Origin of the sequence: Brunnivagina elsteri CCALA 953, from assembly GCF_002289455.1 — a bacterium.
In the GTDB taxonomy this organism is placed as follows: domain Bacteria; phylum Cyanobacteriota; class Cyanobacteriia; order Cyanobacteriales; family Nostocaceae; genus Brunnivagina; species Brunnivagina elsteri.
In genome coordinates, this window is the sequence record NZ_NTFS01000087.1 from 1 (window position 1) to 18,669 (window position 18,669).

The 18,669-nt window shown below is 38.6% G+C and carries 15 protein-coding genes and 1 pseudogene; 5 read left to right on the forward strand and 11 right to left on the reverse strand.

Features of this window, described 5'->3' with window-relative positions:
* The 7 genes and pseudogenes from CK510_RS10175 to CK510_RS31650 form a co-directional block, all read right to left on the reverse strand.
* Nucleotides 1–879 (reverse strand): ferritin-like domain-containing protein (locus tag CK510_RS10175; protein ID WP_095721597.1); only part of this gene is annotated, 879 nt, incomplete at its 3' end.
* A gap of 12 nt (nucleotides 880–891) precedes the next feature.
* The gene (locus tag CK510_RS10180; protein WP_095721607.1) at nucleotides 892–1,923 is read right to left on the reverse strand and encodes an aromatic ring-hydroxylating dioxygenase subunit alpha; all 1,032 of its coding nucleotides are present in this window, start codon (nucleotides 1,921–1,923) and stop codon (nucleotides 892–894) included.
* A gap of 95 nt (nucleotides 1,924–2,018) precedes the next feature.
* Nucleotides 2,019–2,807, reverse strand: a complete 789-nt coding sequence (locus tag CK510_RS10185; RefSeq protein ID WP_245912027.1) for a hypothetical protein — start codon at nucleotides 2,805–2,807, stop codon at nucleotides 2,019–2,021.
* A 247-nt stretch (nucleotides 2,808–3,054) separates the two neighbouring features.
* Entirely contained in the window at nucleotides 3,055–3,648 is a 594-nt protein-coding gene (locus tag CK510_RS10190; protein ID WP_095721598.1) for a peptidoglycan-binding domain-containing protein, read from the reverse strand.
* 262 nt (nucleotides 3,649–3,910) lie between these two features.
* Nucleotides 3,911–4,171: a peptidoglycan-binding domain-containing protein gene (locus CK510_RS10195; RefSeq protein ID WP_095721599.1), complete on the reverse strand. Its 261-nt coding sequence runs from the start codon at nucleotides 4,169–4,171 to the stop codon at nucleotides 3,911–3,913.
* A gap of 169 nt (nucleotides 4,172–4,340) precedes the next feature.
* A pseudogene (locus tag CK510_RS34375) lies at nucleotides 4,341–4,562 on the reverse strand (hypothetical protein); the annotation flags it as partial.
* Nucleotides 4,549–4,692, reverse strand: coding sequence for a hypothetical protein (locus CK510_RS31650; RefSeq protein ID WP_158224874.1), 144 nt, complete (start codon nucleotides 4,690–4,692; stop codon nucleotides 4,549–4,551). The gene CK510_RS31650 and the pseudogene CK510_RS34375, both read right to left, overlap by 14 nt.
* 483 nt (nucleotides 4,693–5,175) lie before the next feature.
* Between CK510_RS31650 and CK510_RS10210 the strand changes: the two genes are divergently transcribed.
* Both CK510_RS10210 and CK510_RS10215 read left to right on the forward strand, forming a co-directional pair.
* Nucleotides 5,176–6,162 (forward strand): DUF1517 domain-containing protein, encoded by a 987-nt coding sequence (locus CK510_RS10210; protein ID WP_095721601.1) that lies wholly within the window; start codon nucleotides 5,176–5,178, stop codon nucleotides 6,160–6,162.
* 189 nt (nucleotides 6,163–6,351) lie between these two features.
* On the forward strand, nucleotides 6,352–6,801 hold the full coding sequence (locus tag CK510_RS10215; protein WP_095721602.1) for a hypothetical protein: 450 nt from the start codon (nucleotides 6,352–6,354) through the stop codon (nucleotides 6,799–6,801).
* 281 nt (nucleotides 6,802–7,082) lie between these two features.
* Here the strand turns inward: CK510_RS10215 and CK510_RS10220 are convergent, their stop codons facing one another.
* Together CK510_RS10220 and CK510_RS10225 are read right to left on the reverse strand one after the other, a co-directional pair.
* Nucleotides 7,083–8,225 carry a methanobactin export MATE transporter MbnM gene (locus CK510_RS10220; protein ID WP_245912031.1) on the reverse strand — a complete coding sequence of 381 codons (1,143 nt, stop codon included), beginning with the start codon at nucleotides 8,223–8,225 and terminating at the stop codon, nucleotides 7,083–7,085.
* Nucleotides 8,226–8,260: 35 nt separating this feature from the next.
* Nucleotides 8,261–9,175: an MbnP family copper-binding protein gene (locus CK510_RS10225; RefSeq protein ID WP_095721603.1), complete on the reverse strand. Its 915-nt coding sequence runs from the start codon at nucleotides 9,173–9,175 to the stop codon at nucleotides 8,261–8,263.
* 364 nt (nucleotides 9,176–9,539) lie between these two features.
* Here CK510_RS10225 and CK510_RS10230 point away from each other — a divergent pair, with 364 nt between their 5' ends.
* On the forward strand, nucleotides 9,540–12,134 hold the full coding sequence (locus CK510_RS10230; RefSeq protein WP_095721604.1) for a TonB-dependent receptor domain-containing protein: 2,595 nt from the start codon (nucleotides 9,540–9,542) through the stop codon (nucleotides 12,132–12,134).
* Between the two features lie 257 nt (nucleotides 12,135–12,391).
* Here CK510_RS10230 and thrC read toward each other — a convergent pair whose 3' ends face one another.
* On the reverse strand, nucleotides 12,392–13,483 hold the full coding sequence (thrC, locus tag CK510_RS10235) for a threonine synthase (RefSeq protein WP_095721605.1): 1,092 nt from the start codon (nucleotides 13,481–13,483) through the stop codon (nucleotides 12,392–12,394).
* Nucleotides 13,484–13,991: 508 nt separating this feature from the next.
* Here thrC and CK510_RS32330 point away from each other — a divergent pair.
* Nucleotides 13,992–14,168 carry a hypothetical protein gene (locus CK510_RS32330; protein ID WP_169927012.1) on the forward strand — a complete coding sequence of 59 codons (177 nt, stop codon included), beginning with the start codon at nucleotides 13,992–13,994 and terminating at the stop codon, nucleotides 14,166–14,168.
* Between the two features lie 52 nt (nucleotides 14,169–14,220).
* Here the strand turns inward: CK510_RS32330 and CK510_RS10245 are convergent, their stop codons facing one another.
* The gene (locus tag CK510_RS10245) at nucleotides 14,221–16,539 is read right to left on the reverse strand and encodes a hypothetical protein (RefSeq protein ID WP_095721606.1); all 2,319 of its coding nucleotides are present in this window, start codon (nucleotides 16,537–16,539) and stop codon (nucleotides 14,221–14,223) included.
* 282 nt (nucleotides 16,540–16,821) lie between these two features.
* Here CK510_RS10245 and CK510_RS10250 point away from each other — a divergent pair, with 282 nt between their 5' ends.
* Nucleotides 16,822–18,585 carry an iron uptake porin gene (locus CK510_RS10250; RefSeq protein ID WP_095721609.1) on the forward strand — a complete coding sequence of 588 codons (1,764 nt, stop codon included), beginning with the start codon at nucleotides 16,822–16,824 and terminating at the stop codon, nucleotides 18,583–18,585.
* The last annotated feature ends 84 nt before the right edge of the window (nucleotides 18,586–18,669 follow it).

Consider the following 18,669-nt stretch of genomic DNA (forward strand, 5'->3'; position numbering starts at 1 on the left):
TTCATCAATAACACCGATACTTTGCTCCGTTTGCATTAGCGATCGCAACATTTCAAGTCTAGTTCCACTATGCGTTTGCGTATCTAGCTCTTCCAATACTAGAATACTTTGTTGACGTGATAAACCTCCTTTAATATTAGATATAGCTGCCAGTACACTTTGTGGACCAACTTGTACCATCTGCAAGAATTGAACGAGTATTTCTACTATAATAATGCGGCTTTGAGAATTAATTTGAGTCCGATTTAGCAAAGTTATTCCGGTTGCATGATGACGACTTTCATCATTTAAGAATCCTTGAAATACTGCACATAAATTTGGGTTTTGACAACTTTTAGCAAGACTGCGGTAATGTGTTAATCCCCATCCTTCTAAAACAACCTGCAAGATGAATAATAACACTGTTTTATCGCAACTTTCTGCAACTTCTGCTAGTAGTTTTAAAAATTGATTACCGATTTCTGCAAGTTCATTATTTAAGAAAGATTCCGGCAAAAATTGACAAATTTGGGATAAATGTGCAGCTTCATCACCACAAAAACAACCATATAACATTCTTTCTTCAGTCGTTTCTGCCAGAGAAATCATCTTTGCCATGTATCCAACACCAGCTTTTTCGATGAAGTAAGCTTCTTTAATTATTCCTTCGCAACATTGCTGCAAAATTCCAATTTGCTCCTCTTCACTAGCTGCCTGAAAAAAGTTAACTCTATCTAGTCCAAAAAAATTAGCATCCCAATAAATTAAATCTACTTGATTGGATATTTTTATATCCCCTTGTTTTCCAATTCTTCCTTCTAAAGCTGAAGACAAAATTCGGTTTATTTTATTATCTGTATGAGGTAATTGAAACCCAGCAATTTTATATTTGTCATCCATAAAAATATTACCTTATGTATCTACAACTTCCCAACTTCCCCAATTCAAAGCATCTTGTTTTTCAACATGTTGAATAAATTGCAGAATAGATTCATCAGCTTTCAGAGGGGTTTTTAAATCAAACTTAATAGTTTGAAAAATCTTTGTATCCCCCTTCGCAAAGTAATTACCAACTAACTTTGTCAACCAGAGAACAATCAAATTCAATAACCATCCATGTAACCCATGACGTTTTTTAGTGATTAAAATTGTTTGTCCTTCAGTTTTTCCCCCTTCCAGCAAACGTAGAGTAAACATAATATGAAAATGAAGAAAATCGGGTCCAATAGTCACCGTTCCCGTACTCCCATACCAATAGCACATGCTATAAGTACCTGCTTTTTTGTAAAAGGGAAGAATTAACTTAATTAAGAGCGAATCTTTACCACCACGGGTAATATTACTAAACTTAATTGCATTCTTGTTGATTTCTTCCTTTCCAAAAATAATCTTTAAAGGCAAATTATGAACTGTATTAAAATGCTGTGCATCAATTGCATTTATCATCACCACATTGGGATGACAATTTTTGATAAACCGGGAAGCAAAAACTGCATCACATTCTGCAAATTCTAATTCAGGAACAAACGGTAAAGGTTGTTTTGCAACTTCCCCCGTCCATACCCAAATCATTCCATATTGTTCAGCAGTTGGGAATGTTTTAATTTTAATTGGTAGAGATTTTCCTAAACATGGAATATCGATACAATTTCCTTCAACATCAAATTTCCAATTATGGAAAAGACATCGCAACCCATTTCCTTCTACCTTTCCCTCAGCAAGATTTGCCCCCATATGGGGACAATAAGCATCAACAGATACTAATTGTCCATCAAAATCGCGATAAATAGCTAATTCTCGACCAATAACATTGATACTTTTAACTTTCCCTTTCCCTAATTCTTTCGACGCTAAAACCCAATACCAACCTTCAATAAATTGTTGAGGATTATTAAATATTCTTGATTCTTTTAGTAAATTACTCGTAGAAACTTGGGAACTCATCACATGAGTTACAAATTTATCTGCCTTCATCTGCGTTTATCCTCTTCTATCTGCGGTTAATTCTTTATTGCTATACCTCATAAATATGTAAATTACTATATACTTGATTCCAATTTATGAATCATATTTGCTATCGGAATAACTTTCTTTTGAGATAATTCAGATATATGTCCTTTCTTTCCACTCCCAAACCACAAACGCTTACCTGCCGCAGTTAAATTTTCCTCACTGACTTCCGTCAAACATACTAACTCATCACCATAAATATGTCCTGGATTTCGTTGCTGAAAAAAATTAATATGCGGATCATGTAAACGTTCCGAAGGGATACCATGCAATCCTTCCCGCAAAATATGAGGATGGGGAAAGCGAACTATTCCCAGTGATTTATCGTAGTTTTTACCAAAGCGAGACTTTGCTAAAAAATGCATTAACCGCGATGTTTTTTCTGGCGTTTCCATATCATAACGTGGATAAAAATCCCGTCCAAACACGGGTAAAAATCGATAGGTTCGATATCCAGCAGAAATCAATAACCAATAAAGCTTTCCTTGGGAATAACGAGTCTGTAGCTCATTTACCGCAGCTACCCAACTTCGAGCAAGTGCCGAACTAGTCCAAGCACTAGGATCGACAATCGTATCACCTGAATAAACAACACTGATTTTATCTCCCTCAAACTCAGTGTTATATAGCAGTAAGGTAGAAAAACCTTGGAGTTGATTATCATCTTCCCCATACAAAAGAATAATCCAGTTTTTATTAATTAAATCTTCTTCAAAAACTTCTCGCTTTGCACCTTGGAAATACTTATCCAGCAATAAAAACATTGCATCTGCATCATCAGATGCTAGTTCATCTCTGCGAACCAATCGATTTTTCATATTATTATTTCTGGTAGAAAATTACCCCTATATCTAACTTTAGATGCTTGTAAAATTTTAGGTTATTAAGCTTGTGTCAGAAATTCATCTGTCACGATTGTTACTATTAAAATTGCTGAAAAAGTGCAAAATATCCTCTTAGCCTTATGTCAAAATTTTATCTGTCCTGATTACCTCTAAATACAGAAGTCAGAATAAATCTAGCCAGAATAAATAGATACGTCAAGCTATTTAAAGTACAAAAACTCTATTTCGTTAACTCATCCCAAGTTTTCGTCCCAACTATCCCATCAGCAACTAAATTTCGCTGATTTTGAAATGCTTTTACGGCTGATTCAGTTAGCGCACCAAAAAAACCATCAACCCCAACAGTGTAACCATTCGATACTAATAATTTTTGTAAAACCCGCACCGAGATACCAGAATTGTTAAATTGTAACATCGGCAGACTTGGACTGCGAAGACGTTGAAACTTTCGGGAACCGATGATTTCACTACTACCAACATCAGCAAATATTTGTGGCTGTAAGTTGATATTTACAACTTCATTTACAGGGTTTAATTGTGTGCCAGAAAAGTTCTTTCCACGGATTCTATAAGCAAAATCATTTAGTATATTTTTAAATTTCAAATTAGGTACTATTAATTCTGTTGAAAAAGTACCACCAATCTGGGTAAATTCAGGAGGTGCGGATTGGACTACTAATGTTGATTTTATTAATCGAGTTGACTTTTCTTCCAGAAAGCTACTTTCGTGTAATAATAGCTGTTCTGGTAAATTAGGCTGATATTGTCGCGCTATTGCGAACATACCCGTCATCAGCAACCCGATATCACTCATTGTATCTCGTCTTACTATAGCTCACATTTCCTTTGACAGAAGAAAGTAGGTTAGTCCGGAAAAGTACCTACTAACCATTAAAAAATTCATCATAAACTAATAGAAAATCTATATAGTATTCCATATTACTTTTTTAACTATTTCGGCATATAACGCGATTGGAATTCACTATACCCTTGGCAACCATCTTAGATGGTATCGCAATTTTTTCCGTAACAGATATAGCATTTTGGCTTCTATTTACGAAAACTTTTCTACCTAATTATCGCGTTAATTCACGCCAAGTTCGTGGACCAACTACGCCATCTGCGGTTAAACCTCGTCTACTTTGAAATGCTCTGACAGCACTTTCAGTCAAAGCACCAAAGTTCGTATCAATATTAATTGGATAACCATTCGACCTTAATAACCGTTGCAAGACTCGAACCGACTCTCCAAAATCGCCAAAACGCAACGTCGGTAAACTTGATGATGCTTGTAACTGAATAGTTGGGATATCGTTTGCTGATGTTTCCGCTTCCATATAAACCCCTTATAAAACCTATATTCTTTGATTTCAACCGTATTCTTCAAGTCTCTGCCCGCGAAAGCGAAAGACTACTGTTGAAAACTACAAGTAGAAATTGGTAAATACGGAAAATTAAGGGAAATACTCCGCTTGACACTCCCCGACGTAAACGTACGGGGATTCTTTAATCTATGAGCCAACTTGCACAGACTGAATTACTCCAACCAGTGTAGAGAGAGGTCGATTCTCCTAAAGCGTTGCTCATGTCTAGCATGAAGGTTCCGGTATGCCCTACCGTACGCAACCACACTTACAAAACGTGGGCTCGAGTTGATAGGCTTTTGTTGACAATTTCGCAGCAGCTAGAGCATTCTTGGCTCGTATATTGTGGATTAACCGCAACTGTTTTGGGAAGCTTCTCCAATATCCCCTATTTGCTGTTTTTTCGAGCGTTCGTAATTTTTGGCGATAGTGCCCAACATTGCGATCGCACAACTTCCACATGCAAATTTTGGCTTATGTTTTAAGGGTGACACTACTGCTAACGTGGATAACCAGCAATTCTCATTTTAAAATAAATAGAAAATACCATCTCAAAACACCCAAAGTCAACACCCTAGGTGTCAGCCCTGACAAGGTAGCTAAATGGATTGGAGATAGAACTGAGACGGTTTTAAAGTACTACTGCCATCCGGAAGTCGTGGAAGCTGATTGCCCTGATTTTTGATTTAAATTTTGCTACTTAATTTGCTACTCAAAAGTGAAAATAAGATTATTGATATCGCCTGTTGTGAGGGGTTTGCTTACTCAGTACGGTTATCCCCTCAGAAACCCGTCTAGAGTTTGCTGTCCCTATCTGGAAAGAAGCGGTAAATTATAGAAGGTAGCTGAGAGTCTTTCTGAATCTCACTTTGCTAATCTAAGAAGAAGGGTTCATAAGCATTAAGCTCCGCTTACCTCTGGAGGTATATCGCAACACTCCTACCCTAATAAACAAAACCCTTTTCACTCTTTGTCTTATGCGTAAACAAATACAGCAAATTTTCAACCCCCCTTTCAAAACCCTACTAAAATCCATATTTCTTCTCTGTCTTGTCTTCGGCTTGACATTTGGTCACGCTGATGGAGCCTTGGCAGCCCGGAGTGGAGGTAGAATTGGTGGTGGTTCGTTCCGGATGCCATCTTCTAGTCGTCCTTACAGTGCCCCTCGTACCTACGCTCCTGGAGGTGGCTATTATCCTGGTGGAGGTGGGTTTGGTTTCCCGTTCTTACTTCCCTTCTGGGGTATTGGTGGTGGATTTAGTGGGTTATTTGGCATTCTAATTTTCTTTGGTGTTGCCAATTTCCTGCTCCAAGCTTTCCGTCGTGCTGGTAGCGATGAAACCAACGAGGAAGCATATACCCCTAATCCAACTGTATCTGTGACTCGCTTGCAAGTTGGGATGTTAGCAAGCGCACGTGGGTTACAAACAGAACTCGATCGCATTGCGGAAACTGCTGATACTGATAGCCCTGCTGGACGTGCTGAGGTTCTCCAAGAAGCTAGTTTGACATTACTTCGTCACCCTGAATACTGGGTATATGCAGGTGGTGGAACCCAGCAAGCGCGATTAGCTTCCGCAGAAAGTGAATTTAACCGTTTGTCTTTGGCTGAACGTAGTAAGTTTACTGAAGAAACATTATCGAATGTCAACAATCAACTCAAGGGTAATATTGCTCGTCCAGATGCTTTGCCTGCTGCTGACGAAATCGATAATCCTACAACCCTAATTACTGAGGGACCTGGGGAGTATATTATCATTACACTCCTGGCAGCAACTCTTGGTAAATACGATATTCCTACTATCAATACTACTGATGATTTGCGTCAAGCGTTGCGTCAAATTGGTAGTATCCCTAGTGATAAATTACTAGCAATAGAAGTGTTATGGACTCCACAAGAAGAAGGAGATACTTTGACTTCTGATGATTTACTGGCTGAGTATGCTGATTTGAGATTGGTGTAGTTAGTTTACTCGATTAAAAAAACCTGACTTCCTCGTGGAGTCGGGTTTTTTTGTGCGGTTAGATATTGAATGTGTTGAATAATACATTATAAGTGAAGTCTGACTTCTTTCCTTTTCTTCTTTCCCCTTGTAGTCTATAAACAGAAAAATATTCTAAGTCCCTATTTAGTAACTTTTGAGAGTAATTTTATGAGTGAAGATTTAACACAGCAGTGGTTATCGGAGATTCAAGGGCTAAAGCAACAAGTTACGGATGCGATCGCACAGCGTCATGAAGCATGGGAAAGTGCGGAAAAATGGCGTAAACTCTACAATACTGAATCGGAACAACGTCGCAGCGATTCGCAATTATTACAGCAGGAAATCGCAAAGCTAAAAACTGAACTTCATAAAATCAAGGGTATCGATGAAACGGTACTTCCAGACGCGGATAGTAACATTGCGATTCAAACGGAAATTGCCCAAATCGAGTCACTGCAAGAATTAAGAGTAAAGCTCATTGCTATTACCAAAGAACGCGATCGCTTGTTGATGGCGTTGAAAACTGAACAGGAAAGCCATTCCCAAAGCCGTAAAAGTTTAACTACTGCTTTGGGTGATGCGATCGATAGTTTGACGAAGGAACGGGCAGCTAGATGATTTTTAGATTTTAAGTAGTTAGGACTAGTGCAATTCGTCAGAAGTCAGGAGACAGGAGGAAATAAAGCTTGTTTTATAAACATGAACGAGCTTTTAAGACTGGTTAGCTATTTTAGCCGAGATGCACTAGCCCTTTCAAGGTGGCTAACAAAGATAGGTTGTTTCAGTGCTTACGAGCAATCAAAGCCTGAAATCACCTATTTACGTGAAATCTTGCCACCGGGGAGTATCCCCCGTTCGCTTTGAGAGATGTGGTGAGAAATTCGGGTTTCATATCCAGGTTAATTTACAGCAATATTTGGGTCACTAAATGCTGAGTTGGTGACAAATTCCTCATCCGTCAAACTTTTTAAGAACTCGATTAAATCATGCTTTTCTTGAGGACTCAATTTAAATCCAGAAACAAAATTACTCTTGAGAGGATTTTGACTTCCTACTCCAGAAAATTTCCCATTAGTAATAGTCCTGCCACCTGCTGCATAATGGTCAATAACTTCTTCTAAAGTAGCAATACTACCATCGTGCATATAAGGTGCAGTTAAATCAATATTTCTTAAAGTTGGTGCTTTAAATTTGCCCATATCATCTGGTTTTTTGGTAATTTCGTATATCCCCGTATTATTGCCTGGATATCCACCTTTTCCATCAATATTGTAAAGCCCAGTATTGTGAAAAGCAATTTCTTCAAATGCCGATCGCTCATGTTTAACTGAATCGCTAAAATTCAAGCCTCCGTGACAGTGAAAACATTCTAAGCGTTCACTATTAAATAGTGTTTCTCCTCGTTTTGCAGAAGCAGAAATTGCATTTTTATCCTTCCCATACCGATATTTATCGTAAGATGAATTAACTGAAATTAAACTGCGTTGAAACGATGCCAATGCTTGAGTAAGATTCTTGAGATTAATATTACTATCACCTCGACCAAATGCAACTGCAAATAATTTTTGATAATTTTTATCTTCCTGCAACATTTTTAATATTTCTTGTTCTTTACCTGATAAACCCATCTCGACAGGATGTTCACCAAACATGGGTACTAATGCCTGTGCTTCAAGTTTTTTCATTCCTGGATGTGCCCAAGTCAAAACGGAGTTGTATGCTATATTTGCAAGACTCATTGAGTTTCGGGGGTGCTGTTCTCCAGTCGCACCAACTGCAAGAGGTTTCCCATCGGTAAATGCTAATGCTTGAATGTGACAGGAAGCGCAGGAAAATTTATTGTTAACAGAAAGTCGTTTTTCGTAAAATAAATGACGACCTAGTTCTACTTTTTCTGCCGTCATTGGGTTATCAGTTGGGATGATTGGCTTTGGCATCCAAGTTGGAATCTCCCAAACATAGATATTACTGGGATTTGGTGCTGATAAAACTTGACTAAAACCAACGGATAAACTGAATGCGATCGCAAAAAAAATAGACAATACCAAACAGTGTTTCCATCGAAAAATCATTGGCTTCATTTCACACTAAAAAAAGTTTGTTTCACGGATGTTTGACCACCAAAAGGAATACCAAAAACTGTCATAATTCCCGTACAATCTTTATCATTGGGTTCTGACATACAACCTGGTGCTGTATCTACTTGATTTTTGGTTAAATTGGTGTTGGCAACAAGTTTAGCAATATCAATAACAATGGTGTTTTTACTTGGTTCAAAGTTAGCTAGGTTAATAATTGCTGTATTGGGATTAGTGCATTTGGTAGTTGGTTTTTGGCTAGAAGTTTCCGCTTGACAACCTGTGCTACCTAAATGAATGAAAAAGGCATTACCTGCTTCTTTTTCACCGTGTTTATGTTGGTGTATCTCTGTCGGTTGACTCTTAGTTGAGTGTGCAAAATCAATGCGAGCAAACTTGTATCCAAATTGCCAATTCCACCATAGCGAAGTCAAGTTTAAAGGTGAAGGTGCGAGGGTAGAGTCTTCATGGTTAAGATTTTCTGGTAGACCTAAAGTAAATTTGATGGCTTTATATTGACCTTGGGGAATTTTACCAACAACTATATTACGGGTTTCTACTGTGCCATTCGCACAAGCACCTGTTTTATTTTCAAAATCGATTAAAGCGACATTTTTATATTGCCATTTACCATCTTGATTAAGGGCAATGGGAATGGCTTTATTGTTATTATCTATTAGTGTAATATCGGCAATATAGAAGCGAAAATCTAAAGGTGTAACTGTTGTTGCTGGTTTTCCTAATTTGTAATTACTGCCACAACTAAAGGGTTTATTACCAACTTTCGCAGCAAATTTGATTGTGACTTCTTGAGTTTGAGCGGCATTTACTTTTTGAGAAGTATAGTAATGCCAAAGTGAAAATGCCACAAAAAATATCAAGAATGAAGTAGCAGATTTAGTTTTCGCTTTCATAGCTTTTTCTTTTGTTGTCGAATATTGAATACGAAAGTTATTGCCACATGAAGTGAATAACTGATTAATATTGCATACCAAAATTACAAACTTTTGTCAAAAGACAACTTGTCTATGTTGATACAATGCGCTACTGCTACCCTCTGAGAATGCTTAGAGCGAATCCAGAAGCAAGTAAAAAAAGGTTTCAATTTTTCATGAATCATCTAGGATTGCTATAAATAAATTATATGACAGCCTGTCTTTTGACATACGGAAAGAATTCAGTAAATAATAATTCCTCAGTTTCTGCGTGCATCATTTGCTGTTGCACTCTGAGTTTTGTCTATTGGTGTAGTTTTCAAGTGGTGTAGGAGAAAATACTTTGAAATTCAATTATTTTGTGTATATTAGTGTACCCATTGGTATTGTCAGCACAATATACTTACTTACATCTCAGAGTGTCTCAGCAGAAACCAATCAAACATCATCTGAAAAAATAGTCAACGACACCAGTTTAAATTTTGTTGCTAGAAACAGCAGTGCTAACTTGCCGCTTACATCGCATCAGCAAACATCAGTAGAGAATATTCCCCAATTAAATGATCTCCAACTTCCCAGCACAATAGCCCAAGATTTACTAGTACAGTCAGAACAAACCTCAGAAAATAATCCGGTAAATACCCAAATCACAGCAGTAAAAATCAAACAAACACCTGATGGTGTGGAAATCATTTTAGAAACTCCTAATGGTACGCTACAAGTTACGGATACTATCAATGATGGCAATACATATATTGCAAATATTAATAATGCAGTTTTAGCATTACCATCTGGGAAAGGATTTCGTGCTGATAAACCAGCAGATGGAATTGCTTCAATTACAGTGACCCAAATTGAATCAAATAACAAAGTTCGAGTGATGGTGACTGGAAGTTCTAGCTTACCAAATGCACAAGTCAGGAATACAGTCAACGGTTTAACTTTAAGTTTGTCTCCACCGGAAGCTGACATCGAACTCACTGTCACCGCTCAAAAACGACCAGAAGATGCACAGGATGTACCCTTCAGCTTCACATTGATTCCCCGACAACAAATCGAAGACTCTCAAATAGATTCCTTAATTGACATTGCCAATCAAACACCAAATTTTAACTTTTTCCCCACATCTGCGGGTGGTACGGAGTTTAGTTATTACAGTATCCGGGGTTTGAATAACCAGAATTTCCTAACTGCTCAAGATAGTGTTGCTTTTTATATTGATGATGTTCCCGTTGATTATAATGGTTTCCTTGACCTAGCTTTAACCGACTTAGAAAGGGTAGAAGTGCTGCGAGGTCCCCAAAGCACCCTTTATGGACGTAATAGTTCTGGTGGGGTCGTAAATATTATCTCCCGTGAAGCAACACCAAAACCAGAAGTGAAATTTGCTGTTGGTTACGGTAAATATGATAGTCGCGAATTGCAATTTTCCTTCAACGATGCTTTGGTTGACGATAAACTCGCATTGCGAATTTCTGGGTTTAGCAAATCCCAGGATGGATTTATTGAGAACCTAGCCACAGGTAATACAATTGGAGAGCGATCGCGTATCGCAGCAAAAGCGCAACTTTTATGGACACCTACACCTGATTTGAAGGTAAGTTTTAATAGTTACAATACTTTTACAGATGACGGTAATCCTACTTATAACCGAGGGGATGCATCTGAACCCTTCAAAGTAAATTTACAGGTTGAAGGTTTCAATAAACTCAGTACAAATACACAATCTCTGAAAATTGGCTACAACGGTGATGCTTTCCGAGCAACATCTATCACCGCACGTCGCTTCACTACTCAGGAAAACATTGTCCCTGGAGATACAGGTGTCCAGTATATTGATGGCATCAACTCAACTCTGTGGACTCAAGAATTACGTTTGCAATCACCGGAAACTGCTGACCGTTTTCAATGGTTATTAGGTGCTTACTATGAGTCTCGTGATTTTATTGTTGATGATGCTCGAACTGAGTTTTTTGGATTTGGGACATTTCGACGGACTGGAGATGATACTCGTCAAACCTATGCGGTATTTGGACAGGTAGATTATAAACCCATCGATCCGTTAACAGTGTTTGCTGGTTTGCGCTACGAATCAAGTACAACATATTCCGATAGTACCTATGAGTCAGTCGCTGCTAATGGTAGTCTTACCCCACTGCGTCCAGCATTTAAAGATGAAAAAGCTAGTAGTGATGAATTTATTCCTCGCTTCGGTTTGAAATATCAATTCAATCCTAATTTAATGGCTTATGCTACTATTGCCAAAGGTTACAGACCTAGTGGATTGAATTATCGTGCGAATAGCGAATCCACACTGCGGTTTGGAGAAGAAAAAACTTGGAGTTATGAAGTCGGATTAAAATCTGCTTGGTTGGATAATCGTTTGCTGGCAAATCTGTCAATCTTTCATAACGATGTAAATAACTACCAAGCTTTACAATTTGATCAAAGTGGATTTTTTGGACGTGTCAGCAATGTTGACCTCAAAGCAACTGGAGTTGAATTTGAACTCAATGCAAAACTCACAAAAGGTCTGGATTTAATTGCATCAATTGGTTATGTAGACAGTAGATATAAGAATTATTTGAATACCGATACTGGTGTAGATTTAAGCGATAATCGAGTTCCCCTAGCACCTCAATTTACCTATAATTTAGCTGCTCAATATCGTAGTCCTGGTGGTATATTTGCCCGTGCAGAATTACGTGGTTATGGTTTAACTTATTTTGACGATGAGAACCAAATTAAACAAGAACCCTACGCGGTTGTCAATGCCAGAATCGGTTACGAATGGGAAAAAACCGGCGTTTATTTATATGGTAATAATTTGTTTGATACCCGTTATATTACCTCCGGGTTTCTGTTCCCACCCCCAGTGGGAACAGTCGGATTTGGCGACCCTTTTACCTTTGGAGTACAGTTTAAGACAAGTTTGTAAGGGTTCGTAAAGTCTAACTCTGAGCGGGGAAATAATAAATTTGTAATTTCCCCATGCGTGGATGAATGTCTACTTCCGACTCAACGTTATAAGAGATTTCCAGAAAATAAAATCTCCAAATATACATTTACCAACCATATCACTCATAAGGGCAGGGAGACCCTGCCCCTACAATTTTGGAGAATTTATTTATTGGTGTTCCCTATGTAGAGGGGTTCTATATTAGTCAATTTTTAAATCGTTTACAGTATAACTTTCTACATCCCCATTGCGTCTGCGACTGCTTGAATTTCCGGTGCAATGCCTTGCTTAAACAGGCTGTTACTGTGTTTTATTGCGGTATCGGGGTCTTTTAATCCATTCCCTGTTAAAACACATACTACGGTTGCCCCTGAGGGGATTTGGTCTTTGACTTTCAACATTCCGGCAACCGATGCTGCACTGGCTGGTTCGCAGAAAATTCCTTCTTCGGATGCGAGTAACCGATACGCATCTAAAATCTCATCATCTGTAACGGAATTAAATTCACCCGCACTTGCTGATTTTGCCGCGACAGCTTTGTCCCAACTTGCGGGATTGCCAATGCGTATTGCTGTGGCTATGGTTTCGGGATTTGCTACTGCATGTCCTGTAACTAATGGTGCTGCTCCTGCTGCTTGAAATCCCATCATTCGAGGTAAGCGATCGCAAAGTCCTGCTTGGTGATATTCACAAAAACCCATCCAGTATGCTGTAATATTACCTGCATTACCTACGGGTATACATAACCAATCGGGTGCGTCACCCAAAATATCCACGACTTCAAAGGCTCCAGTTTTTTGCCCTTCGAGTCTGTAAGGGTTTACCGAGTTAACTAATGTAACTGGGTATTTCTCGGACATTTCCCGGACAATTTCCAATGCTCGATCGAAGTTACCTTGTATTGCTAAAACTTCTGCACCATACAGTAATGCCTGTGCTAATTTCCCCAGTGCTACATAACCATCGGGAATCAATACAAAAGCCTTCATTCCTCCCCTTCTAGCGTAAGCTGCGGCTGCGGCTGAGGTATTACCTGTACTCGCACAAATCACTGCCTTTGCACCTGCTTCTTTTGCCTTGGAAATCGCCATTGTCATCCCCCTATCTTTGAAGCTTCCAGTAGGGTTGAGACCATCGTACTTGACAAATACCCTTACTTGCTTGCCAATGAGTTGGCTGATGTAGGGAACGGGAATTAGGGGTGTGTTGCCTTCGTGTAGCGTCACTACGGGAGTGCGATCGCTAACGGGCAAGTACTGACGGTACATTTCGATTAATCCAAGCCAAGGTTGGCGATGGGATTTGGCGGCAGACAGGCTTATGGTCACGGTGTATAACGACTCTTTTTAATCCAAATAAAATTTAATCCAACTCAAAAGTTGTGTTTTTAATTGATACAATCTAGTACAAGAGTACGTGTCGCAGAATGATAAAATATAAAAACACTCAGAAGTTGGGTATTTTGGTTATTTTACACTAGTTAGGTATTTTTGAGCGTCTGTACTAGCTAAACTATTCCTCCTGGGGAAGATTTTTAGGGATTTTTGTTTTGGTCAGTTCAGTAGTAGATATTCGCAAAGCTTTCAGCTTAAAAAACTGAAAAATCTTTAATCCTAATTAGGTGGAACCAAGTGACTCAACTTGTGGTCAAAAATATAAACAAAGTCGGGATAGGGCATTGCCACGACTCTAAATGCACGTCGAGACGGAGTAAAACCACTTCGGTGGTATCTGTCAATGAAGCGTGAAGAATCCCCGCTCCTTTAGGACGGTGAGTATGTCAAACTATTATAATATTTCGAATGGTGTGAGTTGAGTTGAGGACTGAACTAAATTATGACTACTTCTACAATTACCGAACGTATTATCCAAGATATTCCTGCAAAAAGCTTAGGCAAATCATGCTACAAAGCTGACCAGGAGGTAAAATTACTAGACTTGCAAGCGGAAATAGACTGTCTTCTGCAAGACTTGCAAAATTTGAAATTGCAACGTCAATCTTGTAATCACTAAGCTAAAGCAAAGAAGTTCTTCTCAAGTTTGATTAAACAAATGGGAAGAACCACTATTCAAAGCGTTGATTTTTTTGTGACCAACGCTTTAGGCTGTAATTATTGGTATTTTCGATCAGTAAACTTGGTGAATTTGTTTGCCATAGGTTTGCGATCGCAGTTAATGTTTGCTTTGAGGCTTTGCCAAAGTCTGTATAAATTATAGCATTGCTATCCGATAAAATCATTGTGCGGGGGCGAGTTTTGTCTTTTCTAGGAGAACTACTTTTAGACTGTAGGGACAAAATCGCTTCTGCTGATACAGTGAGTACTATTTCGGGTTTCCCATTCCCAGTCAGGTCAATTTCCTGTATGGGGTAATATCCAATTTTTTGCTGAATTTGTTGAATACTAGGAGTTTTCCCCTTACTTACTTGTTTGGTGGCTTGGAGCGATCGCCAAATTGCGGGTAAAATTTGATTCCCTCGTTGAGGATTTTGTTCTTGGAGTTGTGTCAATGTAATTGGTGAAGGTTGTACCCATTCCAATGCTGATGTAGTTACTGCTAGGGCTTGGGAATGGGTGGAATTATTAATGGGTTCAGATGCTAGAGCAAGTACTTGTAGTTTCCCATTTTTTAATTTGGTTGCTTTGACGGTAGCTGAGGTGGTTTGCTGTTCTCCATTCGGCGACCAGACAGCGATTTGCATAGCTGAATCTGTATCTAATCCTAACAGCGATCGCAAAAATTTTTCTGGTGCAGTTTTAGGTAAATTTACACTTGTGAATGGTGAGAAAAGCCAGTTTTTGCCGTTATGGAATGCCGACACATTGACTAAATACCAATTCCCAAGGGGATTATCAGGGAGGGGTTCTTTCATCAACCATTCGCTAGTATCTATCTTGGTAATCTTTGCTGCGGAACCAATAATCCTACTACTGTGATTTCCTAAAAATTCAGGTTTAACCGTGACTTCCCCTTTGAGTTGCTTGAGCAAAGTTGAAATTTCACTCCTATTAACCTCTTTGCCCTTAAATTCTTCCTTTAACCAAGAATAAGCACCTACTTCCCCTTGTTGTGCTGCAACAATTAATGCTCCCCAAACTTGAATTTCTGAACGGTTAGGATTTAATTCCAATGCTGCATCAACCCGACTCCACAACTTCCCACTATCAGCTTTGAGTAATGCACTAATTTCTTGGGAATTTTGGGGAGGTGAAGCTCTAAAAACCTCCAAAGCTTTCTCCCAGCGTCCATCAATCAAATTTACCATTACTTGCTGCCCTGGACTTGCCCAGGTGGTATTTGCTTGGGTTTTGGTAAGTTCTGAGTGTAAACGGATTAAATCAATTTGTGCCTGAACCATTGCGGGAATATTTTTCTTTTCCTTTCTCAATGATTTTAAAGACTCAAATGCGGGAGTCCATAAACCATTCCGGGCAACTTTGAGTGCTTTTTCGTAGTTAGAGTTACTAAAGCTTTTAGGTTTAAGGTCAATTTCTTCGAGTTCAACGGGATTCAGAAAAGTTTTCACCGACTGAACTTGATAAACCCGTAATTGCGGTTCTAAACCAACAGTCTGATTAACAACCAACTCCTTAGTCTCATTACCCGTTACCTGCTGCCATTGGGGGATTTGTCCTTGGGAACTCGTCCAAGACTGCATTTGTTGGAGATGGGAGCGTTGGGGATTGTAGTAAAGAATATGTCCATAGGCGATATTGTATGAGCTTTCTTGCCGTTCTCCCCGCAAATAATACCAAATACCCGACGATGGTGATGCACCTTCAAACCGCTTAACTTCCGTTACAGGCAAAGAAATACTCGAACCAGGGTTTGCATCAGTAGCATTAACAATCGGGGCAACTACAAAAGATTCCTCCGGTCCTGCGATCGCAATTTGGGTTGCAATTTGGTAATATATTTGGGAATCTGATTGAAATTCTGCATCATTGGCATGTTGATACACCCGCAATTCAACAATTTCCTGACAATCCGACTGACAATTTTGACGCTGTTTGTAGATTGGCAGTAAAAACGATTTTTTGATATCACTATCCAAAGCAATCTGTTCCCCAGCAATATTTCCCTGCTTGGTGATGACTGACTTAATTTGTCTCAAAGTTAAAGGGCGATCGCTCTTATTCCCATTAACTTGTGCCCATCCTGGTAATAATTTATTTACCCAAGTAACTTGCTGTGGATTGAAAATAAATAGAAAACTAATCCAAGCAAAAGCCGTAACCAAACCACCAATACCCAATAAAAACGCCAAAGCCAGCAGAGAAATCAGCTTATTTCCCTTTTTTTTACCAGTATTTTTTACTCCCCGTTTAACAATCCGTGCATTTTGATTTTGTGACGGTTTGCGATTATTCTTTCGCCTAGCCATGTCAATTTACCGAGAAACCCCGAAGTGCATTGTTCCATTTATACTCGGTAAAAATATAAATTGTGTACAAAAGAAATCCCCGACTTTTTCCCAATGATTATAAACTTACGTGAAGTATAAAAATAGAAGTTGGGGATATGAGCTAGAAAATTTCCGTATATTCCCCCATGTCAAATTTAAAACTTCTTGAATAGACTCGTTCGTTGAGTGTGAATGTGAGTAGAGTGTAAAAAAGTGAATAAATGGATTTGCGGAGAGGATAAAATTTACATCGTTGCTTGGATGCTGATTGCGGGGTTTTACGGACTTCCAGAGAAAGCGTTATCAAGTAAGTTGCCTCGTCTGAATGAAGGTAATATCCTCGCAAAAGTGGAAGAAGTTGGGCAAGAGATTGAGGAAGATAATGATAATAGTCTGGGTGTCGAAAGCTCGTCGTTAATTCCAGTATCTTCTACATCTTCCCTCTCCGTAGCATCCATTCCCACCAATAATGAAATTAATAGTGATAATGCGGTAACTATTGACGAATCGATGTCACAAGTTACATCAGTGTCACAACTCAAAGATGTGCAACCGACAGATTGGGCATTTCAAGCATTACAATCACTAGTTGAAAGATATGGATGTATTGCTGGCTATCCAGATGGGACATTTAAGGGGAATAGAGCTTTAACTCGATACGAGTTTGCTGCTGGAATAAATGCTTGTTTAAATCGCGTCAATGAGTTGATTGGTACAGCAACAGAGAGTACTGCTACTCGCGAAGATTTGGCAAAATTGCAAAAGTTACAGGAAGAGTTTTCAGCAGAACTAGCAACTTTGCGGGGTAGAGTTGACAATTTAGAAGCACGTTCTACTGAACTTGAAGCTAACCAATTTTCGACAACAACAAAGCTAATTGGTATTGCTATTGTTGGTGTGCAAGGACGTACTAATAACCGTGCTGATATTGCTCCTCGCAATGGCATTAAAGATAGCCCAGATAAAGGCACAAATACTAGCATTGTTAACCTAAATCAAATATTTTTAAATACTCAATTTGACCCTAAAAGTTATCTTATTACAGGGTTACTAGCCAGTAAAGGTGGAACTGCTCCAAGGGTAGGAAATGGAAATGATTTAATTTTAGGTTATGAATTTCCGACAGATAATAATTTTATATTAAGTGATTTGCGCTATCACCGACTATTAAGCAAGAATTTTGCGATTATGGTTGGTAGCAAAAATATAAACATGACTAATGCCTTTAGAGGACCAAATCGAGTTGAGAATGCGGCTACAGGACCTCTATCATTTTTTGCCCAACGTAACCCTATTTTAGATATAGGATTTACTGGTCAAGCTGGATTAGCTTTTGATTGGCAATTTACCAAACGTGCTAGTCTACAAGCTGTTTACGCTAGTTTAAATGCATCTAATCCCAATAAACGTAACGGTTTATTTGACGGAAATACAACCGCAGCAGTGCAACTACTAGTAACACCAACAGATGCAATTGATGTTAGTTTCTATTATTTAAATAATTATTCTGCTAATGGTTGTTTACTAACATTTGTGGGTGATGATTGCTTGACTGCAAAAAATTCTGTAACAAACAAAAGTGAACCACTACAAACAAACGCTGTTGGTGCAACTCTGAACTGGCAACTTTCACCTAAATTTACTTTAGGTGCTTGGGGAGGCTATACAAACTCTAATATTCCTGGTAAATCAGGTAATGTGGAAACAACTAATTGGATGGTTTATTTAAACTTCCCTGATTTATTCCGCAAAGGCAATTTAGGAGGTATTTATATTGGACAACCTCCAAAAATTACTAATAGTAGTTTGCCATTAGGAAATAATGTTCCTGATATTATCAATGGTGGTTTAGGAAAATCAGGTGGTCAACCAGGAACAACTACGCAAATAGAAGCTTTTTACCGTTTTCAAGTGACAGATAATATTAGTATTACCCCTGGTATTATTCATATGATTGAACCGGGACATACCCCAGATAGCGATTCAGTTACTATGGGTGTATTGCGAAGTACGTTTACATTTTAAAGAGAATTTTAGGACTTACGCACTGTACAAAGAGACTATATTATGTATCAACGTAATTACGTTGTTTCAGGCTTTTATAAACCC